At 55.3% G+C, this 25,753-nt stretch carries 22 protein-coding genes; 10 read left to right on the forward strand and 12 right to left on the reverse strand.

Annotated features, from left to right (window positions below; all coding sequences use genetic code 11):
• Positions 1-316 precede the first annotated feature (316 nt).
• On the forward strand, positions 317-1,291 hold the full coding sequence (cysB, locus tag FCL49_RS01150) for an HTH-type transcriptional regulator CysB (protein WP_174352068.1): 975 nt from the start codon (positions 317-319) through the stop codon (positions 1,289-1,291).
• Positions 1,292-1,407: 116 nt separating this feature from the next.
• Here the strand turns inward: cysB and FCL49_RS01155 are convergent, their stop codons facing one another.
• Positions 1,408-2,007: a hypothetical protein gene (locus FCL49_RS01155; RefSeq protein WP_174352069.1), complete on the reverse strand. Its 600-nt coding sequence runs from the start codon at positions 2,005-2,007 to the stop codon at positions 1,408-1,410.
• A 321-nt stretch (positions 2,008-2,328) separates the two neighbouring features.
• Between FCL49_RS01155 and acnA the strand changes: the two genes are divergently transcribed.
• The gene (gene acnA / locus FCL49_RS01160; protein ID WP_174352070.1) at positions 2,329-5,001 is read left to right on the forward strand and encodes an aconitate hydratase AcnA; all 2,673 of its coding nucleotides are present in this window, start codon (positions 2,329-2,331) and stop codon (positions 4,999-5,001) included.
• Positions 5,002-5,052: 51 nt separating this feature from the next.
• Here acnA and ribA read toward each other — a convergent pair whose 3' ends face one another.
• Positions 5,053-5,646, reverse strand: a complete 594-nt coding sequence (gene ribA, locus FCL49_RS01165) for a GTP cyclohydrolase II (protein ID WP_012145380.1) — start codon at positions 5,644-5,646, stop codon at positions 5,053-5,055.
• A 277-nt stretch (positions 5,647-5,923) separates the two neighbouring features.
• On the opposite strand from ribA, the gene pgpB reads away from it, so the two are divergent.
• The 3 genes from pgpB to lapB all read left to right on the forward strand — a co-directional run bounded on the left by pgpB (position 5,924) and on the right by lapB (position 8,586).
• On the forward strand, positions 5,924-6,694 hold the full coding sequence (gene pgpB / locus FCL49_RS01170) for a phosphatidylglycerophosphatase B (RefSeq protein WP_174352071.1): 771 nt from the start codon (positions 5,924-5,926) through the stop codon (positions 6,692-6,694).
• Between the two features lie 413 nt (positions 6,695-7,107).
• Entirely contained in the window at positions 7,108-7,410 is a 303-nt protein-coding gene (locus FCL49_RS01175; protein WP_174352072.1) for a LapA family protein, read from the forward strand.
• A gap of 6 nt (positions 7,411-7,416) precedes the next feature.
• A complete protein-coding gene (gene lapB / locus FCL49_RS01180; RefSeq protein ID WP_112362439.1) occupies positions 7,417-8,586 on the forward strand; it encodes a lipopolysaccharide assembly protein LapB in 1,170 nt (389 codons plus the stop codon).
• Positions 8,587-8,640: 54 nt separating this feature from the next.
• Here the strand turns inward: lapB and FCL49_RS01185 are convergent, their stop codons facing one another.
• Together FCL49_RS01185 and bhsA are read right to left on the reverse strand one after the other, a co-directional pair.
• Entirely contained in the window at positions 8,641-8,928 is a 288-nt protein-coding gene (locus tag FCL49_RS01185) for an Arc family DNA-binding protein (RefSeq protein ID WP_174352073.1), read from the reverse strand.
• Positions 8,929-9,101: 173 nt separating this feature from the next.
• Positions 9,102-9,362, reverse strand: a complete 261-nt coding sequence (gene bhsA / locus FCL49_RS01190) for a multiple stress resistance protein BhsA (protein ID WP_135316785.1) — start codon at positions 9,360-9,362, stop codon at positions 9,102-9,104.
• Between the two features lie 328 nt (positions 9,363-9,690).
• Here bhsA and pyrF point away from each other — a divergent pair, with 328 nt between their 5' ends.
• Positions 9,691-10,419 carry an orotidine-5'-phosphate decarboxylase gene (gene pyrF / locus FCL49_RS01195; RefSeq protein WP_174352074.1) on the forward strand — a complete coding sequence of 243 codons (729 nt, stop codon included), beginning with the start codon at positions 9,691-9,693 and terminating at the stop codon, positions 10,417-10,419.
• Between the two features lie 10 nt (positions 10,420-10,429).
• Positions 10,430-10,756: a stress response translation initiation inhibitor YciH gene (gene yciH / locus FCL49_RS01200; protein ID WP_099062873.1), complete on the forward strand. Its 327-nt coding sequence runs from the start codon at positions 10,430-10,432 to the stop codon at positions 10,754-10,756.
• Between the two features lie 190 nt (positions 10,757-10,946).
• Here the strand turns inward: yciH and osmB are convergent, their stop codons facing one another.
• Positions 10,947-11,165 carry an osmotically-inducible lipoprotein OsmB gene (osmB, locus tag FCL49_RS01205; protein ID WP_004945176.1) on the reverse strand — a complete coding sequence of 73 codons (219 nt, stop codon included), beginning with the start codon at positions 11,163-11,165 and terminating at the stop codon, positions 10,947-10,949.
• 363 nt (positions 11,166-11,528) lie between these two features.
• Between osmB and araD the strand changes: the two genes are divergently transcribed.
• Positions 11,529-12,224: an L-ribulose-5-phosphate 4-epimerase gene (araD, locus tag FCL49_RS01210; protein WP_174352075.1), complete on the forward strand. Its 696-nt coding sequence runs from the start codon at positions 11,529-11,531 to the stop codon at positions 12,222-12,224.
• A gap of 48 nt (positions 12,225-12,272) precedes the next feature.
• Here the strand turns inward: araD and FCL49_RS01215 are convergent, their stop codons facing one another.
• From FCL49_RS01215 to FCL49_RS01225, 3 genes are read right to left on the reverse strand one after another with little or no spacing between them, the layout of a single operon-like run.
• The gene (locus tag FCL49_RS01215) at positions 12,273-13,019 is read right to left on the reverse strand and encodes a DeoR/GlpR family DNA-binding transcription regulator (RefSeq protein WP_135316781.1); all 747 of its coding nucleotides are present in this window, start codon (positions 13,017-13,019) and stop codon (positions 12,273-12,275) included.
• 48 nt (positions 13,020-13,067) lie between these two features.
• Positions 13,068-15,500, reverse strand: coding sequence for a formate C-acetyltransferase/glycerol dehydratase family glycyl radical enzyme (locus FCL49_RS01220; protein WP_174352076.1), 2,433 nt, complete (start codon positions 15,498-15,500; stop codon positions 13,068-13,070).
• Between the two features lie 4 nt (positions 15,501-15,504).
• On the reverse strand, positions 15,505-16,404 hold the full coding sequence (locus tag FCL49_RS01225) for a glycyl-radical enzyme activating protein (protein ID WP_174352077.1): 900 nt from the start codon (positions 16,402-16,404) through the stop codon (positions 15,505-15,507).
• A 146-nt stretch (positions 16,405-16,550) separates the two neighbouring features.
• On the opposite strand from FCL49_RS01225, the gene fsa reads away from it, so the two are divergent.
• Positions 16,551-17,216 (forward strand): fructose-6-phosphate aldolase, encoded by a 666-nt coding sequence (gene fsa / locus FCL49_RS01230; RefSeq protein ID WP_174352078.1) that lies wholly within the window; start codon positions 16,551-16,553, stop codon positions 17,214-17,216.
• A gap of 82 nt (positions 17,217-17,298) precedes the next feature.
• Here fsa and FCL49_RS01235 read toward each other — a convergent pair whose 3' ends face one another.
• The 3 genes from FCL49_RS01235 to gloA form a co-directional block, all read right to left on the reverse strand.
• Entirely contained in the window at positions 17,299-19,356 is a 2,058-nt protein-coding gene (locus tag FCL49_RS01235) for a carbon starvation CstA family protein (protein ID WP_174352079.1), read from the reverse strand.
• Between the two features lie 275 nt (positions 19,357-19,631).
• Entirely contained in the window at positions 19,632-21,566 is a 1,935-nt protein-coding gene (locus FCL49_RS01240) for an exoribonuclease II (protein WP_174352080.1), read from the reverse strand.
• Between the two features lie 185 nt (positions 21,567-21,751).
• A complete protein-coding gene (gene gloA, locus FCL49_RS01245; protein WP_174352081.1) occupies positions 21,752-22,279 on the reverse strand; it encodes a lactoylglutathione lyase in 528 nt (175 codons plus the stop codon).
• A gap of 99 nt (positions 22,280-22,378) precedes the next feature.
• On the opposite strand from gloA, the gene FCL49_RS01250 reads away from it, so the two are divergent.
• A complete protein-coding gene (locus tag FCL49_RS01250; protein WP_174352082.1) occupies positions 22,379-23,233 on the forward strand; it encodes a LysR family transcriptional regulator in 855 nt (284 codons plus the stop codon).
• 15 nt (positions 23,234-23,248) lie between these two features.
• Here the strand turns inward: FCL49_RS01250 and FCL49_RS01255 are convergent, their stop codons facing one another.
• Positions 23,249-25,555: an FdhF/YdeP family oxidoreductase gene (locus FCL49_RS01255; RefSeq protein ID WP_174352083.1), complete on the reverse strand. Its 2,307-nt coding sequence runs from the start codon at positions 25,553-25,555 to the stop codon at positions 23,249-23,251.
• Between the last annotated feature and the right edge of the window lie 198 nt (positions 25,556-25,753).

Genomic DNA, 25,753 nt, shown 5'->3' on the forward strand with positions numbered 1-25,753 from the left:
GGTTTTTTATTGGCCAAAGAGGGCTAACGGATCTATCCTTGACTGTTTTTTCCCTCCTGGGGCCAGGGTTTCACCTTGATCGCAATGCAAAATAATCGTTACCACAGTGTGACGTGGATCTATACTTGAAGCTGTAGCGTGATATAGTGGTTATATAAAAAGTTTTTTTATGATTAAAGCTTATTAACAACGGCGGTTTCTTCAGCGTCTGGGTGAAACACGGAGTTTAGGGCTTGTTACTTTTCAGCATACCGGGGCGACACCGATATACCTGGCTGCGGCTCAACGCAGTGTTTAACCTAGGATGGTATAAGATATGAAATTGCAGCAGCTTCGTTACATCGTGGAAGTGGTTAACCACAACCTGAATGTCTCCTCGACGGCAGAAGGGCTTTACACTTCACAACCCGGTATCAGCAAGCAGGTGCGGATGCTGGAAGATGAACTGGGCATCCAGATTTTCGCCCGCAGCGGTAAGCACCTGACTCAGGTGACCCCGGCAGGCCTGGAAATTATCCGGATCGCCCGTGAAGTCCTGTCCAAGGTAGATGCCATCAAAGCCGTCGCCGGCGAGCATACCTACCCGGACAAAGGTTCACTGTATGTAGCCACTACCCACACTCAGGCACGTTACGCGCTGCCTAACGTTATTAAAGGCTTCATTGAGCGTTATCCGCGAGTTTCGCTGCATATGCATCAGGGGTCGCCGACGCAAATCGCAGAAGCCGTATCCAAAGGCACCGCAGACTTTGCCATCGCCACTGAAGCGCTGCACCTCTATGACGATTTAATCATGCTGCCGTGCTACCACTGGAATCGCGCGGTGGTAGTAAAGCCCGATCATCCATTAGCCGGTAAAAGCCACATCACCATCGAAGAGTTGGCGGCTTACCCGATCGTTACCTATACCTTCGGTTTCACCGGCCGTTCCGAGTTGGATACCGCGTTTAACCGCGCCGGCCTGACGCCACGCATCGTGTTCACCGCGACCGACGCCGACGTGATTAAAACTTACGTGCGCCTGGGGCTTGGCGTAGGGGTGATTGCCAGCATGGCCGTGGATCCGATTCAGGATCCCGACCTGGTGACGGTGGATGCGCGTGATATCTTCACATACAGCACCACCAAAATCGGTTTCCGCCGCAGCACCTTCCTGCGCAGTTATATGTACGATTTCATCCAGCGCTTTGCTCCGCATCTGACGCGCGACGTGGTCGATAGCGCCGTTGCGCTGCGTTCCAACGAAGAGATTGAAGCGATGTTTAAAGACATCAAGCTGCCGGAGAAGTAAGCCGTCAGGTTAATGGCTGATAGCAGGAGGGGAACCAACCCCTCCCTGTTTTATCTTTTTCAGGTTTTTTCACCTCTGATATCCCCTTTGAACACCCATCGCACGGCACCAATTCGTCATCTCATTGCCAGTTTCTGCTGCACGGCAAGCAGGGTACGGCGCCTTATCCAACCGCTGGCCGGGCGAATGGCTCCCCAATAGCAGGCGAAACGCGCTTTTACCTGGGGCGTAGGGCACCAGACAAAGGTTTCCGTAGTTAGCGTTGCCCAACCCGCACTGTCCTGCGTGACGTTGAAGCGCAACACCAGTTTAGCCGCATCGGGATCGTTGTAATGGTCAAACTCTTCAGCATTGGCCAGACTTGCCACCCCCATGGTCGGGCGCCAGAAACGACCGGCCAATCCAAGAGAAATTTCATTATTGCTCTGATGCAACAGGGTAAAAGTGTCGAAACCAAATGCAGCGGCCGGCGCAACGTTCTTGGTGTTGGTGAACCATTGGCGCAGCTTCGTGGGTAACTGACGCAGCATCAGTAACCGACTGATGATTGGGTCCTCGGCCATATCCAGCGCAAGCACCGCCTGAATAATGGCTTCAGGTGTGGCATTAATGGGGGCTGACTGATGTTTTTCATGAAAGCTGAAGGCAGGAATATAGGGCGGGGCGCCTTGCCAGCGCTGACACTCACGTTCTCTGACGAATCCCAAAAATGCCACTGCTCGCTCCTTGGATTTAAAATATGACTTTGGCATCACTGCCCATGCTGCGCGGTAAGTCGCAAGTTGTTCTTCGAACGGTTGGAAAGGAACCTTAACAGATAGCTACCGAAGCGGGAACATGACCCACTTGTTATTCTGTGCTCAGTGCAACCCATGCCTAAGCCGTTGGGAAAAAACAACTTCTCCATTCTTGATTACTTCTGCCTATCGTTATGATCAAAACGTGTTGTTATCAAAACGTTACATCATCTTTGTGTTATCTTTAAGTAAGACCTCAGTGATTACCCTGTTTTATGCATAATAAGAAATGGAGGAGCTATGTCGTCCGATCTTCGTGAAACGAGTATGGATAAGCTGGTTGCGCTCAATAGTGAGTATCGCTATTACAGTCTGCCACTGGCCGCGAGACAGCTGGGTGATATCGACCGGCTGCCAAAATCAATGAAAGTGCTGTTGGAAAACCTGCTGCGCCATGTGGATGGCGACACCGTGCTGGTTGACGACCTGAAAGCTATCGTTGGCTGGTTACAAACCGGCCATGCCGACCGCGAGATTGCCTACCGCCCGGCCCGTGTATTGATGCAGGATTTTACCGGCGTGCCTGCGGTGGTGGACCTGGCCGCGATGCGTGAAGCAGTGCAGCGATTGGGCGGCAATGTTGACCAGGTTAACCCGTTGTCACCGGTCGATCTGGTGATTGACCACTCGGTCACCGTTGATGAGTTCGGCGATGACGAAGCGTTTGAAGAAAACGTGCGTATCGAAATGGAGCGTAACCACGAGCGCTATACCTTCCTGCGTTGGGGGCAGAAAGCCTTCAACCGCTTCCGCGTAGTGCCGCCGGGCACCGGTATCTGTCACCAGGTTAACCTGGAGTATCTTGGCCAAACCGTGTGGCACACCGACGAAAGCGGTCAGCGCATTGCCTATCCGGACACGCTGGTGGGCACCGACTCCCACACCACCATGATCAACGGCCTGGGCATTCTTGGTTGGGGCGTGGGTGGTATCGAAGCCGAAGCGGCGATGCTTGGTCAGCCGGTATCGATGCTGATCCCGGACGTGGTGGGCTTTAAACTCACCGGTAAACTCAGTGAAGGCATTACCGCTACCGACCTGGTGTTGACCGTCACCCAGATGCTGCGTAAGCACGGCGTCGTGGGCAAGTTTGTTGAGTTCTACGGTGACGGCTTGGCGGATCTACCGCTGGCTGACCGAGCGACCATTGCCAACATGTCACCGGAGTTTGGTGCTACCTGTGGCTTCTTCCCGGTGGACGAAGTGACGCTGGGGTATATGAAGCTGAGTGGCCGCAGCGATGAGCAAATCGCGCTGGTGGAAGCCTATGCCAAAGCGCAGGGCATGTGGCGCAACCCTGGCGACGAGCCGGTGTTTACCAGCACTCTGGCACTGGATATGTCGACGGTGGTAGCCAGCCTGGCCGGGCCGAAGCGCCCGCAGGATCGAGTGGCACTGCCAGAGGTGCCCAAGGCTTTCAATGCCGCTACCGAGCTGGAGATCGGTAACCAGCAACGAAAATCCGAATTTAAACCCTTCACCCTTAACGGGCAGCAGCACGACCTGCATAACGGTGCGGTGGTGATCGCCGCCATTACCTCCTGTACCAACACCTCTAACCCCAGCGTAATGATGGCAGCCGGCCTGCTGGCGAAAAATGCGGTGAAAAAAGGGCTGAGAACCAAACCCTGGGTGAAAACCTCCCTGGCGCCGGGATCCAAAGTGGTGACCGACTATTTCGACAGCGCCAAGCTGACGTCCTACCTGGAAGAACTTGGGTTTAACCTGGTGGGTTACGGCTGTACTACCTGTATCGGTAACTCCGGGCCATTGCCTGAGCCTATTGAGCAGGCGATTAAAGAGGGCGATCTGACCGTAGGTGCGGTGTTGTCAGGTAACCGTAACTTCGAGGGCCGTATTCATCCGCTGGTGAAGACCAACTGGCTGGCCTCGCCACCCTTGGTGGTTGCCTATGCGCTTGCCGGCAGTATGAAGATTGATCTGACCAAAGAGCCGCTGGGTGAAGGCCGTGACGGCCAGCCGGTGTATCTGAAGGATATTTGGCCGAGCAGCCAGGACATTGCCCAGGCCGTTGAGGAAGTGCGTACCGAGATGTTCCATAAGGAATACGGCGCGGTGTTTGACGGTGACGCCAACTGGCAGTCGATTCAGGTTGCCGGTTCGGCCACCTATCCATGGCAGGCGGACTCCACCTATATTCGCCATCCGCCGTTCTTCAGCAGCATGAAAGTGCAGCCGGATCCGGTGCAGGACATCAAGGACGCCCGCATCCTGGCAATCCTGGCTGACTCGGTGACCACCGACCATATCTCTCCGGCAGGGAACATCAAACGCGACAGCCCGGCAGGCCGCTATCTGAGCGATCATGGCGTTGCGGCGCTGGATTTCAACTCCTACGGTTCACGCCGTGGTAACCATGAAGTCATGATGCGTGGCACCTTTGCCAACATCCGCATCCGTAACGAAATGGTGCCGGGGGTTGAAGGGGGTTATACCCGCCATATCCCGTCACAGAATCAGTTATCGATCTACGATGCTGCGATGCAGTATCAGCAGGAGCAGGTACCGCTGGCGGTGATCGCCGGTAAAGAATACGGTTCCGGCTCCAGCCGTGACTGGGCTGCGAAAGGGCCACGTCTGTTGGGGGTTCGCGTGGTGATTGCCGAATCCTTTGAACGTATTCACCGTTCTAACCTGATTGGTATGGGTATTTTGCCGCTGGAGTTCCCGGTAGGTGTGACGCGTAAAACCCTGGGGCTGAGTGGTGATGAGCAGATCAGCGTCAGCGGGTTACAAACGCTGAAACCAGGGCAAGTGGTGCCGGTGCTGATCACTTATGCCGATGGGCGCAAGGAAGTGGTCAATACCCGTTGCCGAATCGATACCGGCAATGAGCTGACCTACTATGAAAATGACGGCATCCTGCACTACGTGATCAGGAAAATGCTGTAATAAAAAGGGCGCCTTTCATTCATGGCGCCCTGATTTTTCCTCGCGAGGAAATTACTCTTGGTCCAGCAAATGGCCCATTTTTGCGGCCTTGGTGGCCAGATAACGCTCGTTCTTCGGGTTGCGACCGACGATCAGTGGCACACGCTCGGTAATGTTGATACCGGCTTCGGTCAGGATCTCGACCTTTTTCGGGTTGTTGGTCAGTAAACGCACCGCATCCACGCCCAGCAGTTTGAACATGTCCGCACACAGGGTGAAATCACGTTCATCCGCAGCAAAACCCAACTGGTGGTTGGCTTCTACCGTATCAGCCCCCTTGTCCTGCAGCGCATAAGCGCGGATCTTGTTCAGCAAACCGATATTACGACCTTCCTGGCGATGGTAGAGCAGGATACCGCGACCTTCTTCCGCGATATGCTCCAGTGCGGCTTCCAGCTGAAAACCGCAGTCGCAGCGCAGGCTGAATAAGGCATCACCAGTCAGACACTCAGAATGTACCCGTGAGAGTACCGGTGTTGCGCCAGAAATATCCCCGAACACCAGCGCCAGATGATCGTGTCCGGTTGCCAGTTCTTCGAATCCTACCATCAGGAAATCGCCCCAAGGTGTTGGCAATTTGGCCTCTGCCACCCGTTTAAGCTGCATGTTGCTCTCCACAAATACTTCCGATTCAACCATGGTTGCGCATCCTACTTCCGGCCCAGTGAGCTGACCAGTATTAAATGCACAACGACGATCGGCATTTCATTAATTATCGGCTATTTTGCCATAACTTCTTGCCCTGAGGTGCTTAGCAAATCAGCATCCGGCGTTTTCAGCCAACTATTATTGCAATAGGCCGTTTATCTGTTTAATTTTTCGAGTGTTATCAATATTGCAAGATTGTTACACTGCGAATTGGCTTATGCAAAGGACAATGGGAATGTTTGAGATTGCAAAACGTACGGCGGCAGGCGCACTAGTGCTGTTGCTGATGCCGCTGGCGGTATGGATTTCCGGCTGGCAATGGCAACCAGGTGGCGATGGCAGGTTGTTGAAAGGTCTGTACTGGATGACTGAAACAGTCACTTCGCCCTGGGGGATCCTCACCAGTATTATTCTTGGCGCCTGGTTTTTGTGGTGCCTGCGTTTTCGTATCAGACCGGCCATTGGGTTGTTGGTGCTGCTCAGCGCGTCGATTCTGATCGGACAGGGCGTGAAGTCCTTGATCAAGGATCGCGTGCAGGAGCCACGGCCATTTGTGCTGTGGTTAGAGTCGGCCCACCAGATTGATGAAAAGTACTTTTACTCGCTCAAACGTAAAGAGCGGGGCGCATTGGTGAAAGAGCAACTTCAGGATCAAGCGCTGGTACCGGTATGGCTACGTGAGCACTGGCAGTTTGAGACCGGCTTTGCGTTCCCTTCCGGCCATACGATGTTTGCCGCCAGTTGGGCGCTACTGGGCGTAGGGCTGTTGTGGCCAAGACGGCACTACAAGACCGTAGCGGTCTTGATGGTGTGGGCAATAGGTGTCATGGGCAGCCGTTTGCTGCTGGGCATGCACTGGCCACGGGATCTGGCGGTGGCGACCCTGATCAGTTGGCTGCTGGTGACAATAGCTTGCTGGTTGGCCCAACGCTGGTTTGGCCCTTTAACGCCACCGCCGCAAGAGCAGCAGGAAATTGCGGAAAGAACCTCGGTGGACAAAAGATAGGTGACGCCGTCACTTAATGCGGGGCCGTTATGGCACCGCATTAACCGCTTACATTTCCCGTCATTGCAATTCTCATTAATGCCCCCACATCCTTATTAATCTATTATTTTGAGAAGCTTTCTCATTAATTTGTTCGGGAGCGTCGTTTACTGTCGAATATGCCAGCAGATATGTGGTTTTATCGTGCCGCAGGGTTTCCCTGCCACGATGGGAAATGCTAACTTAAAGGTTAGGGAAGCCACGTATTGGCATATACCCGTCATCTTTCAAGTCGCAGCGTTGTTATCTGCACTCGCTCACACCAGTGACTTACTTGAGTAAGCGCCTGGAGATGAGCGAGCTGGCCGCCTGGCTACAACTTGAAAGCTATAGGGTAGAATTCATCCGATTAACTCGGCATCGCGGGAAAGAATGTGAAATATTTGCTGATTTTTTTGTTGGTTCTGGTGATTTTCGTGATTTCTGTCACGTTGGGCGCGCATAACGATCAGGTTGTGAGTTTTAACTATCTGGTTGCGCAGGGCGACTATCGCGTATCGACCCTGTTGGCGGCGTTGTTTGGCGCCGGTTTCGTTCTCGGCTGGGTCATTTGTGGCCTGTTTTATCTGCGTACCCGTATTGCGCTGGGGCGAGCCGAACGCAAAATCAAAAGGCTGGAACTGCAGCTTGAACAACCTGCTGAATCGGCAGTTCCGTCCGTTGTCAGCAAGGAATAACCTTCTATGTTAGAGCTGCTGTTTCTGTTGTTGCCCGTGGCTGCCGCGTACGGCTGGTACATGGGGCGCAGAAGTGCTCAACAGGACAAACAACAGGAAGCTAACCGTCTGTCGCGTGAGTATGTGGCCGGGGTTAACTTCCTGCTTTCCAACCAGCAGGATAAAGCGGTCGATCTGTTCCTTGATATGTTGAAAGAGGACAGCAACACCGTAGAAGCCCACCTGACGCTGGGCAACCTGTTCCGTTCGCGCGGCGAAGTCGACCGCGCAATCCGTATCCATCAGGCACTGATGGAAAGCGCCTCTCTGACCTTCGAACAACGCCTGTTGGCCGTGCAACAGCTGGGACGCGATTATATGGCTGCCGGCATGTACGATCGCGCCGAAGATATGTTCGGCCAATTAATCGGCGAAGAAGATTTCCGCATTTCCGCGTTGCAGCAACTGTTGGTGATCCATCAGGCAACCAGCGACTGGCAAAAAGCCATCGACGTGGCGGAAAAACTGGTCAAGTTGGGTAAAGATAAACAACGTATCGAGATCGCCCATTTCTACTGCGAACTGGCATTGCAGGCGATGGGCAGTGACGATCTCGATAAGGCAATGGGCTTGCTGAAAAAAGCGGCCTCGGCAGATAAACAGTGCGCCCGGGTATCTATAATGGTGGGGCGCATTTATATGGCGCAGGGCGAATACGCCAAGGCGGTTGAGTCACTCACGCGGGTGCTGAACCAGGATAAAGAGCTGGTGAGCGAAACCTTGCCGATGCTGCATGAGTGTTACCAGCATCTGGAACAGCAACAGGATTGGGCTGACTTCCTCAAACGCTGTGTCGAAGAAAATACCGGTGCCACCGCTGAGCTGATGCTGGCGGAGATTATTGAGCAGAATGAAGGCCGTGACGTGGTGCAGGTCTATATCAACCGTCAGCTCCAGCGTCACCCGACGATGCGTGTATTCTATCGCCTGATGGATTATCACCTGGCAGATGCGGAAGACGGCCGTGCGAAAGAAAGTCTGTTGTTACTGCGTGATATGGTCGGCGAACAAATACGTACCAAGCCGCGCTATCGCTGCCATAAATGCGGGTTTACCGCACACTCGCTGTATTGGCATTGCCCTTCATGCCGGGCCTGGTCATCGGTTAAACCGATCCGTGGGCTGGATGGACAATAAGTGGCAATAAAAACGGGGCTAAAATAGCCCCGTTTTTTTAATGATGTTAGCGATTTATTTTTTCTTGCCGGCTTTGGCGCCGCCTTTCAGCAGTTGACGCAGCTTCTTCAATTCTTTCTGGTTCAGCGGCTGCTCAATTTCTTCTTCAACTTCCTGATTATCGATTTCACCGTGATGCAACTCCGTCGACTTTTTAGCGGCTTTAGTCGGTAAGTCGAAGCTATTTTCAAGGCGTTGACAGACCTCGGCGCTCAGAGAAAGTTGGTTATCGGCGGCAATGGCACGAATTTTCTCTTTGAGTTCCAGAGGGATTTTAATCGTTAGTGTAGATATCTCGCTCATTTTGAAGCCTTTCTGCGGGAAGATTGCCTTCAAGCTAAGCCAGTCGGGAGTGAGAGTCTAGTGTGTAATAAAAATTTAATATTTCTGTAACATTGGGCGGGGGAATAATAATGAACGATCTGGCGGGAGGAAGAGGGGTAGAGCCCGGCGTGCCGGGCCCTATACCGAAGTGCTTATTTGTAGATGACTGCGCTGCCACTTAGCATGTTATTACCACCGGCAGAGATAATGCGGTAGCTGCTGGCGCCCTGGGCTTCGGCTTTGGCGGCCAGTTTGGCTTCCAGGCCGCTCAGCGTGGTGGCATGGCCTGCAGAAACGACGCCGGATGCGGTCAGGCTGGTGGCCTGCTGCAGATCCACCGGTTCAGCGGCGAAGGTAGCGAAAGAAGTCATGGCGATAGCGGCGGCTGCTGCAAAATATTTGATGCTTTTCATAAGGAACTCCAGTCTGTTTATTTAGGTTGGAAGCCGTTCGCTTCCGATGTGTTGAATAATAAAGCATCCACGTAGATTTAAAATCTGATAATGCTGAGCATGTTGTTCAAAATATCTGATTAACAATTTACGCATCTTTACGGCGCTTTACGCAGCCTGGGTTAATGGCGTCGGGGCTATATTGACGCTTGATGACGAACCTGTGGCTAAGATTACTTAACTGCAGGGTGCGCTGCGGCTGGGATTTCTTTCGGCTGGCATGTAGAATGCGGCGGTCAGTTTGGCGGGTTGTTACCTGGTTATGTCCACTTTACAGAAGGTAGAAGAAATGAAGTCTGAAAATAACATTAATAACAATGACTTAAAATCATCTCCGATCATCGTTGCACTTGATTACGCCGATATTGGCGCAGCATTGGCATTTGCCGATCGTATCGATCCGCAGGACTGCCGGCTAAAAGTGGGCAAGGAAATGTTCACCCTGTTTGGACCGCAACTGGTGCGCGACTTGCACGCCCGCGGTTTCGACGTATTCCTGGATTTGAAATTCCACGATATTCCCAATACCACCGCCCGTGCGGTAGCGGCGGCCGCTGAGCTGGGCGTATGGATGGTCAACGTCCACGCCAGCGGCGGTGCGCGTATGATGACTGCAGCCAAAGAGGCGTTGCTGTCTTATGGCGCGCAGGCGCCGTTGTTGATCGCCGTTACAGTGCTGACCAGCATGGAGGCGGAGGATCTGCAGGCTATCGGTATCGACCTTTCTCCGGCTGAGCAGGCGGAACGTCTGGCGCGTCTGACCCGTGATTGTGGACTGGACGGCGTGGTCTGTTCTGCGCATGAAGCCGAGCGCCTGAAAGCGGCCTGTGGCCAGCAGTTCCAACTGGTTACGCCAGGTATCCGTCCTGCAGGCAGCGATGCCGGCGATCAGCGCCGTATCATGACACCGGTACAGGCACAGGCGGCGGGTGTTGACTACATGGTGATTGGGCGCCCGATCACCCAATCTGCTGATCCTGCCGCTACGCTGAGCGCCATTCGCGCTTCACTGGCCTGAGGAGATACTGATGAAGGACGATAACAGCCGTCTGGTTTATTCCACCGACAGTGGGCGTATCAAGCAGGAAGAAGTTAAGCCACAGCGCGACAAGGGTGATGGCATCGTGCGCATTCAGCGCCAGACCAGCGGGCGCAAGGGGAAGGGCGTATGCCTGATTTCTGGTGTAGATCTGGACGATGCGGCGCTGGAAAAACTGGCGGCTGAACTGAAGAAGAAGTGTGGCTGTGGTGGTTCGCTCAAGGACGGCGTGATTGAGATCCAGGGCGATAAGCGTGATTTGCTAAAACAGCTGCTGGAAGCCAAAGGGATGAAGGTCAAACTGGCGGGCGGTTAATCGCTGGGGGAATTGCCATGCCGCGGTGTAATGCTGCGGCATGGCAGTGGGTGATGCTGCCGGGCGTTAACCCGTTAATGGCAATGATGCCATTGACTAAAAGCAAAACAGACCTGAAATATTCTTTATTATGGTTAATACGTCAAAGCGTAAACGCTTTTGCCAGCCTGTCGGCTAGTGGCCGGTCAGGTTATTTACCTACCTGATGACCAATGATGCCCCCAACGGCGGCTCCGCCGAGCGTACCCAGTGCGCTACCATCGGTCAACACCGCGCCGCCTACAGCCCCTGCACCGGCACCGATAGCGGTGTTACGGTCACGTTTGGACATGTTGGAACAAGCGCTGAGTGAAAACGCCAGCGTAAGCGCCAGAGCGGCGGTGGCGAAACGTTTATTGATAATCATCATAGTGACTTCTCCTTAGCATTGGCTTATGGGAGTGCCCTATAAGTATAGGCATGAACCCTAAATTCGGCCTGCTATTGGCTCCCAAAGCGTATCGATATAAAAAATGGCATTTTTTGTTAAAGGCAGAACAATTGAAAAGCTAAAAGCACTCTCTCTGCCAATATCCACTATAAGCCTCTGCCTGACGATAAACAGGTAAATAGTCCTAAAGTCCATTTTCCCGCCTTTTGCAGGCTATTTCCTCTGTGCCCCACAGTTCTCGGTTTCCAGCAGAAGGCTACGCGGTCTTTAGCGATTTACGCCATACCCTCTCAGGGACAGCCTGCCGACAATATTCCCAACAGGCTTAACCGGGAAAGACAAATGCTTAACGATCTCAAGCAGCAGGTATTAGAGGCCAACCTGGCCTTGCCACGCCATCATCTGGTGACATTCACCTGGGGTAATGTCAGTGCTGTCGATCGCCGCGAGGGGCTGATGGTGATCAAGCCGTCGGGGGTAGAGTATGCATTGATGACCCGTGACGATATGGTGGTGGTGGAGCTGGAAAGCGGCAAAGTGGTGGAGGGGACTAAAAAACCGTCATCGGACAGCGATACCCACCGGGCGTTGTACCTGGAGTTTGCCGCTGCCGGAGGGATTGTTCACACTCATTCGCGGCATGCCACCATCTGGGCGCAGGCGGGACTGGATATTCCTGCCTGGGGCACCACCCACGCCGATTATTTTTATGGCGACATCCCCTGTACCCGCCAGATGCACAATGAGGAAATCAATGGCCGCTACGAGTGGGAAACCGGCCGGGTGATCGTCGAAACCTTTGCAGAACGCCAGTTGGATCCGGCGGCGATACCGGCGGTGCTGGTGCACTCACACGGCCCCTTTACCTGGGGAAAGGATGCGGAAAACGCAGTGCACAATGCGGTGGTGCTGGAAGAGATTGCCTACATGGGGATCTTTTCGAGCCAACTGACACCGGGGCTGGCGAACATGCAGCAAACGCTGCTCGATAAACATTACCTGCGCAAGCACGGTAAAAATGCCTATTACGGCCAGTAATCCTCAGGTGGGCCGTCGTGTGACGGCCACCGTTATCCGGCCTGACGCCTAATCGTTCACTATATCCAACTGTATTCCCTGACGTTTCAACTGGTGCTGATAGTCCAGCGACAACCGGGAATCGGTGATCACCCGATGCACTTTTCCCTGCTGAGTCAGCGGATTGGGCTGGATTTGTCCAAACTTGGACGAGTCGGTCAGGACAATATTTTCTACGCCCTTGGCCAGTACGGCATTAACCACATCGGCGCGCATCATATCGCGACCGGTAAAGCCGGTGTCCGCATGGTAGCCGTCAATGCCGATAAACGCCTTGCTGAAATGCACCTGCTGAATGCACTGTCGCGTTAACGGCCCGACCACGGTTTCGCTTTTTTTCTGATACATGCCGCCCAGCACGATCACTTCGCAGTCAGTCTCTTTCAGCAGGTTGGCGATATAGTGGCTGACGGTGATCAGCGTGATGCGCTTGCGTTCGGCAATGTAGCGAGCCAACAGCGCGTTGGCACTGCCGCTTTCGATAAAGATGGTTTCATCGTCGTTAACCAGCGATGCGGCATATTGCGCCAGCTTTTGCTTGAGGGTGAAGTTGGACATCATGCGAGCATCGACGTCATCACTTTCCAGCGCCAGCGCGGAACCATGCACCCGCTTCAAGTAGCTGCGCTTCTCCAGCAGGTTCAAATCCTGACGGATTGTCACCTCAGAAACGCCGGTAGCAGCAGCTAAATCGCTGACGCTGATGCGCCGACGGTCGTTAACCAATTGCAATATTGTCTGTTGTCTTGAATTCATATCAGCCTGATGTGCGGCCACCAAGGTGCGGCCGCTAATATTTGTTGTTTAAATAGTATGTTCTGTTCGCGCAATAATATCATCCTGCGCGTCAGGGGATAATGCGGTAAAGAACGCGGAATATCCAGCAACGCGAACCACTAAATCACGATATTGGTCAGGATGTTGCTTCGCTTCCAGCAGGGTTTCCCGCGACACAATGTTGTACTGCACGTGCCATCCCTGATAGGCCTCAAAGAAGGTGCGCAGCATCAACATCAGCTTTTCACGATCGGCCGGGTTTTCCAGCGTGGCCGGGTTGAGTTTCTGATTCAGCAGCACGCCACCAAGAATTGAGGCGGTGGGCAACTTGGACAGCGAATTGAACACGGCAGTTGGCCCCAGATGGTCGGTACCTGATGCCGGGCTGGCACCTTCCGCCAGCGGCGTATGCGCTTTGCGCCCATCAGGGGTTGCCAGGGTAGCCGCGCCAAAGGGCACATTAGCCGAAATGGACGAAGTGCCGGCGTAGTAAGTGCCGCCGATCGGGCCACGACCAAAGCGGGTATTGTGATACTGCCCGAGTTCGTCAATGTAGGTCTGATAAGCGCGCACCAGTAATTGGTCGACCTCATCCACGTCATTGCCGTATTTTGGTGCGGCGTTGAGCAGCCGCTGACGTAACTGCTCGCCGCTCAGCCCGTCAAAGTCATTAGCCAGCGCTGTCGCCAACTGCTGCTGGCCGATCGCACCCTGTTCGAACACCAGTTTACGCACTGCCGCCAGACTGTTGCCCAGGTTGGCGATACCGACCTGCAGGCCCGAAACCCAGTCGTATTTTGCACCGCCTTGCTTAATGCTTTTGCCGCGTTCGATGCAGTCGTCCACCAGCGCAGAGCACAGGATGTCGTGAGCATTTTCTTCCAGCACGCTATCGACCACGCACTCAATTTCAATCGACTTACGGGTGTAGTAGCGGATCTGGCTGTCCCAGGCGTCAAGCACCTGATCGAAATGGCTGAAGTTGCCTCGCGACAACGCCAACTCCTGGGGCAGGAACACCTTGCCGGAGGTGGCATCACGCCCTTGCTCCAGCGCCGCCAGCAAGACTCGGGCGAAGTTGATAAAACTCATGCCGGTGCAGCGATAACCCCATTTTCCGCCGACGGCGGTTTCGATGCAGCCGATTGCCGCATAGTCATAGGCATCCTGAGGTTCCACTCCCAGCTTGATAAACTCCGTAATCACTATCTCATCGTTGTTGAAGGCTGGCATACCAAACCCACAGCGGATCACCTGCACGCAGGCATCGAGAAAGTCGCTGCTCATCCCGGCATGGTAGCGAACGCTGAGGTTGGGTTGGGTCGAACGCAGACGGCCGCAGGACTCCAGAATGGTATAGGACAAAGGATTCACCGCGTCGCAGGGTTTACCCTCTATCAGCCGTTGTCCGCCGATAGTGACGTTCTGATACAGCGGGCTGCCTGCCGAGGCTTTGGAGTGCGAGCCAGAACGGATCTTGTTGATCTCCAGCAGTTTCAACCAGCAGCTGTGCAGCATTTCGATCGCGCGCTCGCGCGGCAGAGTCTGCTCCAGCTCGACATCGCGGCGATACCAGGGGTACAGATATTGGTCGAGACGGCCAAAGGACACCGAATGGCCGTTGGATTCAATTTGTAGCGTTAACTGAATGAAGTAACACAGTTGCAGTGCCTGCCAGAAGGTCTGCGGTGGGCGGTGAGCTATCAACTCGCAGTTTTCCGCCATGGCCAGCAGTTCTTCACTTCGCCAGCGGCGACTTTCTGCCTGTGCCATGCTGCGGGCCAGTGCGGCAAAGCGCAGAATATGGGCACTCAGTGCCTCCAGGGTCAGGTCGATAGCCTTCAGGAATTGTTCCTGCTGTAACTCTTGCCAGTCGGTGAGGTGAATGCGGCTGCGGCGCTCGTCCACCTTCTCGCGTAGCCCGTCGAGGCCTTTTTCCAGCAGCAGTGGGAAATTCACCGCCAGGTGGGCATCGCCCGAAGTCATATTGCCTTCGGCCTTGATGATACCGGTGGCCAGCAGCGCCTGTTGTTCATCGGTGAACATGCCGTAGCAGCGGTCTTGTACCGTCTGGCCGCGCCACCACGGGCATATCCGGTGCAGGATGGCTTTGTTCTCTTCGCTGATGGAAAAACCGGCGCCTGGGCGGTCGGCCAGCTGGTCAATCTCGTCTTCGATCCAATTGACGGTATATTCCGGGAAGATCGGCGCAGCGCGCAATTCACTGGCCTGGTTACCGATAATCAGCTCATCGTTGTCGATTCTCAGGGTGCGTTTGGCCAGATGGTTAGCTAACGCCAGCGCCCGACGCACCGGCAAGGGTTTGTCCAGGTGCTGCTGATAGGCTTCGGTATAATGCTGTGCGCGTTCGGTGCAAACCGGCGGTTTGACGATATGGATCAGCGCGTTCTTGTGGGCCAGGGTGCGTTCGGTCAGGGTGGTCAAGTCCAGCGTGGTCATAATGTTATCCTCGCAAAATAGCGGCCAGCCCTTTGGTTTTGGCGTACTGCTCGGCATAGGCCAGCAGGTCGGGCGCATCCAGTGGGGTACGGGCAGCGTGATAGGGTTCGCCGAGCAGGTGGTATTTGTTGATGCCCAGTGTGTGATACGGCAAAAAATGAATCTCTTTGGCACCGGCGTCATCGGCGGCGAAATCGACAATCGCGCGGACAGAGTGGCGATCGGCGTTAAACTCCGGGATCAGCGGCACACGCACAATGGTTTGGGTACCGCGTTCAGCCAGCCGACGAAAATTGTCCATCACCCGTTTGGCGGATCCGCCGGTCCACTGTTTGAAGCGCCGCTCATCGACGTGTTTCAGATCCGCCAGCATCAGGTCAAGCCAGGGCAGTGAAGGGGCGATGTACGACCACGGGGTATGCAGACAGGACTCCACCGCGGTATGAATACCGGCCTCACGACTGCGGCGCAGCAGTTCTGCCGCCACGGTCGGTTGCATAAAGGGTTCACCGCCGGACAGCGTCAGTCCACCGCCGGTCCGTAAATAAAAGGGGCGGTCGCGCAGGACCTCGGCCATGATAGCGTCGATATTTATCGCGCTGCCGCACAGGCTGAGCGCGCCGGTTGGGCAACGGGCAGCCAATGCGGCATAATCTTCATGGCTGAGTAAATCGCGCTGGATCACCAGATTATCGTCTATCCGCCGGACGGCCTGCGGATCCTCTTCGATACACAGCGTGCAGCCACCAAGACACAGGCGTGGGTCGAACAACAGGTCTGCGTTTCGCGCCCGGCTTTCGGGGTTCTGGCACCAGCGGCAGCCAAGTGAGCAGCCCTTCAGAAACACTACGCTGCGAATGCCTGGGCCATCATGGGTGGAATAGCGCTGCAGATTGAAAATCACGAGTCACCTGTCATTCGGTTGCTTTTCTGTTTTCATTAAAGTTGTTTCGAATGAAAGTTGATTTGATTTCGATCAAATATAAACGTATTGCATGTCCTACTATGACCAGAGTTTGAATTCGCCCACAGAAGATTCAGGAGTCCGTAATGGAGCTATATCTCGATACCGCTGATGTGAACGCCGTGAAACGCCTGGCGCGCATCCTTCCGTTGCATGGTGTGACCACCAATCCAAGTATTGTTGCCAAAGAGGGGAAACCGATTTGGGAGGTGCTACCGGCGCTGCGTGATGCGATGGGGGGCACTGGCAAGCTGTTTGCTCAGGTGATGGCCAACGATGCCGAACTTATGGTGGCTGAAGCGGCGCTGCTTCATCAGCGAGTGCCAGGGCTGGTGGTGAAGGTGCCGGCGACCGCTGAAGGGCTGGCAGCGATTAAGAAACTGAAAACGATGTCGATCCCTACGCTGGGGACGGCGGTCTACGGCGCGGGTCAGGGATTGCTGGCGGCGTTGGCCGGGGCAGAGTATGTCGCCCCTTACATTAACCGTTTGGATGCGCAGGGCGGTGATGGCATCAAGATGGTACAAGAGCTGCAACAGTTGCTGACGTTGCATGCACCAGGAGCCAGGGTGCTGGCCGCCAGTTTTAAAACGCCGCGTCAGGCACTGGAGTGTTTACTGGCCGGTTGCCAGGCCATCACCTTGCCGGTCGACGTGGCCGAGCAGTTCCTTGCCGCACCTGCGGTACAGGCGGCGGTAGAGAAATTCGAGCAAGATTGGCAAGGGGCGTTTGGGACTAACTTATTGAACTGAGTTGTAAACAAAGAAAAGGGCACTGATCAAGTGCCCGGTTGTTTAGAAGTAGGGGCGCTGCATGCCGCGCTCAATAGCAGGTTTAGCCATTCTCACGCAGGACGATCGGCGACTCCTGCGCCGTAGGCTGACTGGAGTTCAGCGCACGGCGGATCACAAAGAAGGCGGAGACCAGCATGGTTACCGCCACCAGCATAAAGAAGGCGCAGAGCGCGGCGTTAATCTGGTTGCTGAACACGATGGTTTCCATATCCTTTAAGGTCTTGGCCGGTGCGATTAACGTACCTTGCTCAATACCGGTAGAGAATTTCTTCGCCTGTGCCAGGAAGCCGATACTCGGTTTTTCATGGAAGATCTTCTGCCAGCCGGCGGTCATTGAGGTGATAAACAACCAGACGGTGGGCAGGATAGTGACCCAGGCATAGCGCTGTTTTTTCATTTTGAACAGCACCACGGTACCGAGGATCAGCGCCATTGACGCCAGCATCTGGTTACCGATACCAAACAGCGGCCACAGGGTGTTGATGCCGCCGAGCGGATCGACCACCCCCTGATAGACAAAGAAACCCCAGCCGGCGACCGCTACCGTCGTCCCTGCCAGATTACCGAACCACGAACGGTTGTTGGCCAGCCGTGGGATCGCCACGCCAACCAAATCCTGCACCATAAAGCGGCAGGCGCGGGTCCCGGCATCGACGGCGGTCAGAATAAACAGGGCCTCGAACAAAATGGCGAAGTGATACCAAAACGCCATCATCGCGCGGCTGTTAAACACCTCGGTAATGATGTGCGCCATACCTACCGCAAAGGTTGGTGCGCCACCGGCCCGCGACAGAATCGAGTGCTCCCCGACGTCCTTGGCAATCATGGTCAGGGTTTCCGGGGTGATCATAAAGCCCCAGCTGTTGATCACCTGCGAGGCATTTTCCACCGTGGTGCCGATCAGCGCCGCCGGTGAGTTCATGGCGAAGTAAACGCCCGGATCGATGACCGACGCGCAGATCAGCGCCATGATGGCCACGAAGGACTCCATCAACATGGCACCGTAGCCGATAAAGCGGATATGGCTTTCACGCTCCACCAGTTTCGGTGTCGTGCCGCTGGACACCAGCGCATGGAAGCCGGAAATCGAGCCGCAGGCGATGGTAATAAACAGGAACGGGAACAGCGAGCCGGCGAACACCGGGCCACTACCGTCGATAAAGCGCGATACCGCCGGCATTTTCATTTCCGGCATGGCGAAGACGATACCAATCGCCAGCCCGATAATGACGCCAATCTTCATAAAGGTGGACAGATAGTCACGCGGCGCCAACAGCAGCCACACCGGCAGCACCGAGGCGACAAAACCGTAGACCACCAGCACCCAGGTCAGCGTAGTGCCGTGCAGCGTGAAGAACGGGCCCCAGTAGGGGTCTTGCGCCACATTGCCGCCGTAAATAATCGCCAGCAGCATCAGGGCAAAACCCACCACCGAAATTTCGGCGATTTTACCCGGCCGAATAAAACGCATGTACACGCCCATAAACAGCGCGATAGGAATGGTGGCGGCGATAGTGAACAGGCCCCATGGGCTATCGGCCAATGCTTTTACCACCACCAGCGCCAGCGCAGACAGAATGATAATCATCACCCCCAGCGCACCCAGCATGGTGATCACCCCGGCGAAGGCCCCCAGCTCCTGCTTGGCCATTTCACCCAGCGAACGGCCGTCGCGGCGAGTGGAGATAAACAGGATCAGGAAGTCCTGCACGGCACCGGCCAGCATCACCCCAACCAGGATCCAGATGGTGCCGGGCAGAAAGCCCATTTGTGCCGCCAGGATCGGGCCAACCAACGGCCCGGCACCGGCGATAGCGGCAAAGTGGTGACCAAACAACACCCATTTGTTGGTGGGCACGTAGTCCAGCCCGTCGTTGCGACGTTCCGCCGGCGTCATGCGGCGATCGTCTAGCTCAAAGACTTTCTTGGCAATAAACAGGCTGTAGAAGCGGTAAGCGATGCTGTAGCAGGCGACCGCCGCTACCACTAGCCAAACCGCATTAACATGCTCCCCACGGCTTAGCGCCAGCATGGCGAAGGCAAATGCGCCCACCAACGCCACCGCCAGCCAGACGATCCCGGACTTGACGTTTTTCATGATCAACAACTCCTTGGTGCGCAGAAATAAAAAAGAGAAGCTCTTATTGGAGAATGGATACAAATTAAAAGTAGGAGTTTTGTGCGTGAAGAACAGCAGGCCGGATGAGAAATGTGAAGCTGGTTGAGTAATAGCGTAAAAACAATGTGATGGTGTTGTGGCGCCGCCTCTCTTTTATGACGCCAAGACATCGGCGTCGTTATTCAAGCGACGAAAAAAAACACCGGAGGTTAACCCGTCCGGTGTTTGTCTGACCTGAGATTAATCTCGCGAGCTTAGACCGCCGGTCTGGCGATCACGCTGCGGGTTTCCATACGCACTTCGGCGATGGTGACCTGCAGGTTATCCCCCTGGCGATAGACGACTTCGCCTTTGATCTGAACGGTGCCGGTCTCCTGGCTGCAGACCATTTCATCACGCACCGCGTGAATAAAGGGTGCCGGGATAAAGGCCACTGCGCCGTTGTCCAGCAGGCGTACACGCAGGCCGCCGCGAGTCACGTCGATGATCTCTGCATTGAAGCGCTCATCGGTGCCGGCTTTATCTTTCAGGTAGCGGGCATACAACCAGTCGCCCACGTCGCGCTCTGCCATGCGGTTCAGACGACGGCGCTCTGCCAACTGGACGGTGACTTCGTCCTGAGGTTTTTCGGCGGATTGCTCGGCGATAATGGCTTTCAGCAGACGGTGGTTAACCATATCGCCGTATTTACGGATCGGTGAGGTCCAGGTGGCGTAGGCTTCCAGCCCCAGGCCATAATGCGGGCCCGGTGTGGTGCTGATCTCGGCATAGGTCTGGGAACGACGGATGCGGCTGTCGAGGAACTGGGTCGGCTGTGAATCCAGGTGACGGCGCAGTTCGCAGAACCCTTCCAGCGTCAGCAGTTTCTCGGCATCGGCTTCCACGCCGTTGGCCTGCAACACGGTCACCGCCTGTTCAACCAGCAGCGGATCGAAACCGGTATGCACGTTGTAAATGCCGAAGCCGAGGCGGTCGCGCAGCACGATAGCGGCGCAAACGTTGGAAGCAATCATGCACTCTTCAACGATACGGTTGGCACTGCGGCGCTGCTCGGTGACGATCTCCAGCACTTCGCCTTTTTCGCCCAGAACAAAGCGGTAGTCAGGGCGATCCTTGAATACCAGAGCGTGCTGGTGGCGCCAGGAGTTACGCGCATCGCACACGCGCTTGAGCAGGGTGATTTGCTGTGCAATGTCGTCACTTGGCGGTTGCCAGCCGGCAATGCCTTCCAGCCAGTCGGACACTTCGTCATAAACCAGTTTGGCTTTTGACTCGATCTCGGCGGCGAAGAAGCGAATGTCGTCAGCCAGGGCACCGTCGGCACCGATGGTCACGCGGCAGGCCAATACCGGACGGCGTTGGTTCGGGCGCAGTGAACACAGGTTGTCTGACAGGTCGCGTGGCAACATAGGAATGTTGAAACCTGGCAGGTAGTTGGTGAAGGCGCGCTTGCGGGCGATTTCATCCAATGGGCTACCTTGCTCGACGTAGGCGGTCGGATCGGCAATGGCGATGGTCAATTGCAGTGAGCCGTCACCGTTGTCCTGGACGAACAACGCATCGTCCATATCTTCGGTGCTGGCACTGTCAATGGTGACAAAGTTCAGCGCAGTCAGGTCTTCACGCGGCAGTGAAGCATCCGGCTCGCTGATGGCAATCATCTCCGGCGCTTCTTTTTCCAGATTGTGGCGGGCCAGCGTGACCCACCATGGCGCCAGGTGATCTTCACCATCGGTAATAAATTGGGTCAGGTCAGCGTTGAAACCACGGTCGCCTTTCAGCGGGTGGCGACACATTTCTGCTACTGCCCAGTCACCGGCCTGGAAATTGTGGTTCAGACCACGCGCGGGACGACACTGAATCGCGTCTTTCAGCAACGGATGATCGGGCACGATCGACAAACGGTCATCGCGCTTTTGCACTCGGCCAACAAAGCGCGACAGGAATGGCTCGATCAGAGTTTCCGGCTCGGCGATTTCGCGATCTTTCTCGGTGTGCAGAGTCGCGCTCACCCGGTCGCCGTGCATGACTTTCTTCATGTACGGTGGCGGAATGAAATAACTTTTTTGACCGTCTACTTCAAGAAAGCCAAAGCCTTTCTCAGTCCCTTTTACTACGCCTTCAACACGCGGGGTCTGAGAGTGAAGTTGCTGTTTAAGCTGCGCCAGCAGCGGGTTATCTTGAAACATATCGTCCAGTGAATGGGTTGTGAGTGGCAAGATTTGCGGCTGACAGTTTTACGCGAATCACCCGCTGCGGGCAAGCCAAACGTCACGGTTTTACCGCGTTAGCGCGTGAATTTAGGGAATATCGGGTGTTCACTAGTCGGAAAGAAAAACCCCGGCTCGAAAGGCCGGGGAGAAGCGGGAGGAAATCAGTCCTGCAGCGGCGTTGGCTGCAGTATTTCAATCCAGTAGTCGTCAGGGTCTTTGATAAAGGCCACGTAATTCATTCGGCCTTCATGCAGGCGCTTTTGGAAGTTCACACCAAGCCGTTCAAAACGTTCACAGGCGGCGCGCACGTCCGGCACCGTGATACACAGGTGACCAAAGCCACGCGGCTCACTGTTGCCGTTGTGGTAGTGGAAATCGGCCTGTTGTTCGCTGCCGTGATTATGGGTCAGTTCCAGAATACCGGGTTGGCCCAGAACCCAGCGTTTGCGCTCGGCGTCATCCTGAGGGATCTGATCGCGTGAGCTACGGGTCAGATAGCAAATGGTGAACGCGGCTTCTTTAAACTCTTCCAGATACACCGGGGTGAAGCCCAGTACGCGAGTATAAAAATCCAGCGCTTTGGTCAGGTCTTTAACGCGGATCATGGTGTGATTGAACACGTAGCCGTTGGTGACCGCTTCCGGTTGGGCCGTAACGCCTGGCAGCGTCAGTAAATCATTCAGTGGCATAGGGATCCCTCTTGGTTTGTTGGTACGACACTAGGGCATAACAATGCTAATCTAAAGTGATTGTTTTTAACTAAAACACTAATAAAAAGTGAATGCTCTATGAAGCTGAGCCAGCTAAGGTTTTTCTGTGCCGTGGTTGAGTATAAGACCATTGCCGCCGCTGCGCGGGAGTTGCATTGTGTGCCCTCCAACGTGACCTTGCGTATCAAAGAGTTGGAGGAGTCACTCGGCGGTGAGCTGTTTTTCCGCGATAAAAACCGGCTGTATGTCACTCCCAAAGGACGGTTGTTTTATCTGCAGGCCGTTGAAATTCTGGCACTGGCAGAACACAGTCAACAATTGTTCGCCGGTCGGCTGCAACAGGGCTTACTCAATTTGGGGGCGCTGGATTTTTCACTGGTCAGCCACCTACCGGCGCGCATTGCCCAATTGCGCCGAAGCCAGCCGCAGATGCAGGTGAATGTATTGAGCCGGGACTCACTGGTGCTGGAGCGGATGCTGATAGACAGTGAGCTCGATCTGGCGGTAACCGATGGGCCGATTGAACATCCGTTACTGGCCAGTCGAGCGGCGTTTGACGAGCGTTTGGTGTTACTGATGCCTGTTTCAGTGCCGCAGTTGGACGCGGCAACGCTGGCGCAATTGGAGTTTTATACTTTCAGCCGCGAATGTTCTTTTCGTCTGAAGATCGATAGCTGGTTAGCCTCACGTCAGTTAAAGCCGCGTATGACGCTGGAGATGGAATCGTACATGGCGATGGCGGCCTGTGTGAAAGCGGGCTGCGGCGTGGCCTGTATTCCAGGGTCATTGCTGCCGTTGATCCTGCCGGACGCGGAATTGAAAGTGGTGGAAATGGGGGAAGCAGGGCTAAGCAATTTGTACTTCGTGTGGCGCCGCCATCAACTCTCTGATGAGTTGCAAACAGTGATCGATATATTAGCGCGCCCGGCGTAAACCGGGCGCTGCAGGTCAGGCGATACGTAGCGTCGGCTGCGTGACGCAACGGCGTATTTCTACCGGTATCGACTTGGAGGTCGGCGTGCCGGTACCGTCCCCAAAGCTGGCCAGCGGCACCAGTGGGTTGGTCTCGGGATAATAAGCCGCCAGATTGCCGCGTGGGATATCGTAGCTCACCAGTTTGAAACCGCTCACCTTGCGGGTGATGCCGTCATTCCACAGGGTTTCGATCTCCACCAATTCGCCGTCCTGCATATCCAGAACGGCCAGATCTTCCGGGTTGATAAACAGCACTTCCCGTTGGCCATACACGCCACGATAGCGGTCATCCAGCCCGTAGATAGTGGTGTTGTACTGATCGTGCGAGCGCAGGGTCTGCAATGTGAAGGGGGCCTTACGCCCGTCCAACTGCGGGAACAGGCTATCCGGCAACGGGGCTGCGCCGAATTCCGCCTTGCCGCTCGGCGTATTGAAGCGCAGTTCGGCGGCGGCATTACCCAGATAGAAGCCACCCGGTTGATCGCAGCGTTGGTTAAAATCTTCGAAGCCCGGAATGGTGGCGGCGATATGATTGCGGATCAATGAATAGTCATCCGCCAACTCCAGCCAGTCGAGCTGCTGGTTGCCCAGCACCGCATCGGCGATACCGCAGACAATGGCGGTTTCCGAGCGTTGGGTTTCCGCCAGCGGCTTGCCGACGCCTTCAGACGCATGCACCATGCTGAAGGAGTCTTCCACCGTGATGTACTGCGGGCCGCTGGCCTGCAAGTCCTGCTCTGTCCGGCCCAGCGTCGGCAGGATCAGCGCGTCCTTGCCGGTCACCAGATGGCTACGGTTAAGCTTGGTACTGATATGCACCGTCAGGTCGCAGCAGCGCAGGGCGCGGGCGGTGCGTTCGGTGTCCGGTGCGGCGGCGGCCAGGTTACCGCCCAGCGCCAGCAACACCTTCACTTCGCCACGCAGCATGGCTTCAATCGCCTCTACGGTGTTATGGCCCGGCTCGCGTCGCGGCGAGAAGTTAAAATGTTGTTCCAGGCTGTCTAGCAGCGCCTTGGGTGACTTCTCATCGATCCCCATGGTGCGGTTGCCCTGCACGTTGCTGTGGCCGCGTACCGGGCACAGACCGGCCCCCGGTTTGCCTAACTGACCGAACAGCAGTTGCAGGTTGGTGATTTCACGCACCGTTGGCACCGAGTGTTTATGTTGGGTCACGCCCATTGCCCAGGTGCAGATCACGCGCTCAGCCCCCTGATAAATGGCAGCAGCCTGGCGCAGTTGCGCTTCGCTGAGGCCGGACTGCTGGGTGATTTGCTCCCATGAGGTGGCATCCACCTGGGCCAGATAGTTCTCCACGCCGACGCTGTGCTGCTCAATAAAGGCCAGATCGAACAGACCTGGCTCACCGGCAGCCAGGCTCTGACGGTGGCCCTCAAGCAAAGCTTTCACCATACCGCGTACCGCGGCCATATCTCCGCCGAGGTTGGGTTGGAAATAGGACGAACTGATCGGGGATGACTTGGGCGTCAGCATCTGAATTGGGCTCTGCGGATCGGCAAAGCGCTCCAGCCCACGTTCGCGCAGGGTATTAAAGCTGACGATGCGTGCACCACGGCTGGCAGCGTTTTTCAGGCTGTGCAGCATGCGCGGGTGGTTGGTGCCGGGGTTCTGACCAAATACGAAGATGGCGTCGGCCTTTTCAAAGTCATCCATACGGATGGTGCCTTTACCCACGCCGATACTCTGTTTCAGCCCGACGCCGCTGGCTTCGTGGCACATGTTGGAACAGTCGGGAAAGTTACTGGTACCGAGCATGCGGCCAAACAGTTGATACAGGTAGGAGGCTTCGTTACTGGCGCGCCCCGAGGTATACAGCTCGATCTGGTTCGGATTATCCATTTGCCTGATGTGCTGGGAAATCAACGCCAGCGCGTCCGGCCAACCGATCGGCTCATAATGGTCGGTTTCGGCGTTATAGCGCATCGGGTGGGTGAGGCGGCCCTGATATTCAAGAAAGTAATCGCTTTGTTGCTGTAGAGTGCTGACGCTGTGGGCGGCAAAGAATTCCGGTTCGACCGCATTACGCGTGGCTTCCCAACTGACCGCTTTGGCGCCGTTTTCGCAGAAGCTGAAGGTGCTGTGATTATCATCGCCCCAGGCACAGCCTGGGCAGTCGAAACCGCGGGCCTTATTTACGCGCATCAGGTTACGCAGGTTTTTCAGCGTCTGTTTGCTGTCGAGCACATAGCGAGTGGTGGCTTCGAGTGAACCCCAGCCGCCCGCCGCGCCGGTATAAGGCTTTATTGACGGTTTAAATTTCATATTGGTCTTCGCAGGTGGTTGTAGCTAAAAAGTGAACGCTTTTTTAAGCGCTTTCAGTGTTTATGTCACAAGTTTAGGAGGGCGCGGCTTCAGCGTCTAATCGAATGGGACTATGGCGGCATAGAGCCGGTTTATCGCAGGCTCGGAGCGGGCAAACAAATGGTTGCATAATGACATGTGCTGAAAAAGAGTAATGAT

Source organism: Serratia proteamaculans (assembly GCF_013337185.1).
GTDB lineage: Bacteria > Pseudomonadota > Gammaproteobacteria > Enterobacterales > Enterobacteriaceae > Serratia > Serratia proteamaculans_D.

Coding starts and splice junctions, on each gene's coding strand:
- cysB (WP_174352068.1), top strand. CDS start 317: ATGAAATTGCAGCAGCTTCGTTACATCGTGGAAGTGGTTAACCACAAC.
- acnA (WP_174352070.1), top strand. CDS start 2,329: ATGTCGTCCGATCTTCGTGAAACGAGTATGGATAAGCTGGTTGCGCTC.
- ribA (WP_012145380.1), bottom strand. CDS start 5,646: ATGCAGCTTAAACGGGTGGCAGAGGCCAAATTGCCAACACCTTGGGGC.
- pgpB (WP_174352071.1), top strand. CDS start 5,924: ATGTTTGAGATTGCAAAACGTACGGCGGCAGGCGCACTAGTGCTGTTG.
- lapB (WP_112362439.1), top strand. CDS start 7,417: ATGTTAGAGCTGCTGTTTCTGTTGTTGCCCGTGGCTGCCGCGTACGGC.
- FCL49_RS01185 (WP_174352073.1), bottom strand. CDS start 8,928: ATGAGCGAGATATCTACACTAACGATTAAAATCCCTCTGGAACTCAAA.
- bhsA (WP_135316785.1), bottom strand. CDS start 9,362: ATGAAAAGCATCAAATATTTTGCAGCAGCCGCCGCTATCGCCATGACT.
- pyrF (WP_174352074.1), top strand. CDS start 9,691: ATGAAGTCTGAAAATAACATTAATAACAATGACTTAAAATCATCTCCG.
- yciH (WP_099062873.1), top strand. CDS start 10,430: ATGAAGGACGATAACAGCCGTCTGGTTTATTCCACCGACAGTGGGCGT.
- osmB (WP_004945176.1), bottom strand. CDS start 11,165: ATGATGATTATCAATAAACGTTTCGCCACCGCCGCTCTGGCGCTTACG.
- araD (WP_174352075.1), top strand. CDS start 11,529: ATGCTTAACGATCTCAAGCAGCAGGTATTAGAGGCCAACCTGGCCTTG.
- FCL49_RS01215 (WP_135316781.1), bottom strand. CDS start 13,019: ATGAATTCAAGACAACAGACAATATTGCAATTGGTTAACGACCGTCGG.
- FCL49_RS01220 (WP_174352076.1), bottom strand. CDS start 15,500: ATGACCACGCTGGACTTGACCACCCTGACCGAACGCACCCTGGCCCAC.
- fsa (WP_174352078.1), top strand. CDS start 16,551: ATGGAGCTATATCTCGATACCGCTGATGTGAACGCCGTGAAACGCCTG.
- FCL49_RS01235 (WP_174352079.1), bottom strand. CDS start 19,356: ATGAAAAACGTCAAGTCCGGGATCGTCTGGCTGGCGGTGGCGTTGGTG.
- FCL49_RS01240 (WP_174352080.1), bottom strand. CDS start 21,566: ATGTTTCAAGATAACCCGCTGCTGGCGCAGCTTAAACAGCAACTTCAC.
- gloA (WP_174352081.1), bottom strand. CDS start 22,279: ATGCCACTGAATGATTTACTGACGCTGCCAGGCGTTACGGCCCAACCG.
- FCL49_RS01250 (WP_174352082.1), top strand. CDS start 22,379: ATGAAGCTGAGCCAGCTAAGGTTTTTCTGTGCCGTGGTTGAGTATAAG.
- FCL49_RS01255 (WP_174352083.1), bottom strand. CDS start 25,555: ATGAAATTTAAACCGTCAATAAAGCCTTATACCGGCGCGGCGGGCGGC.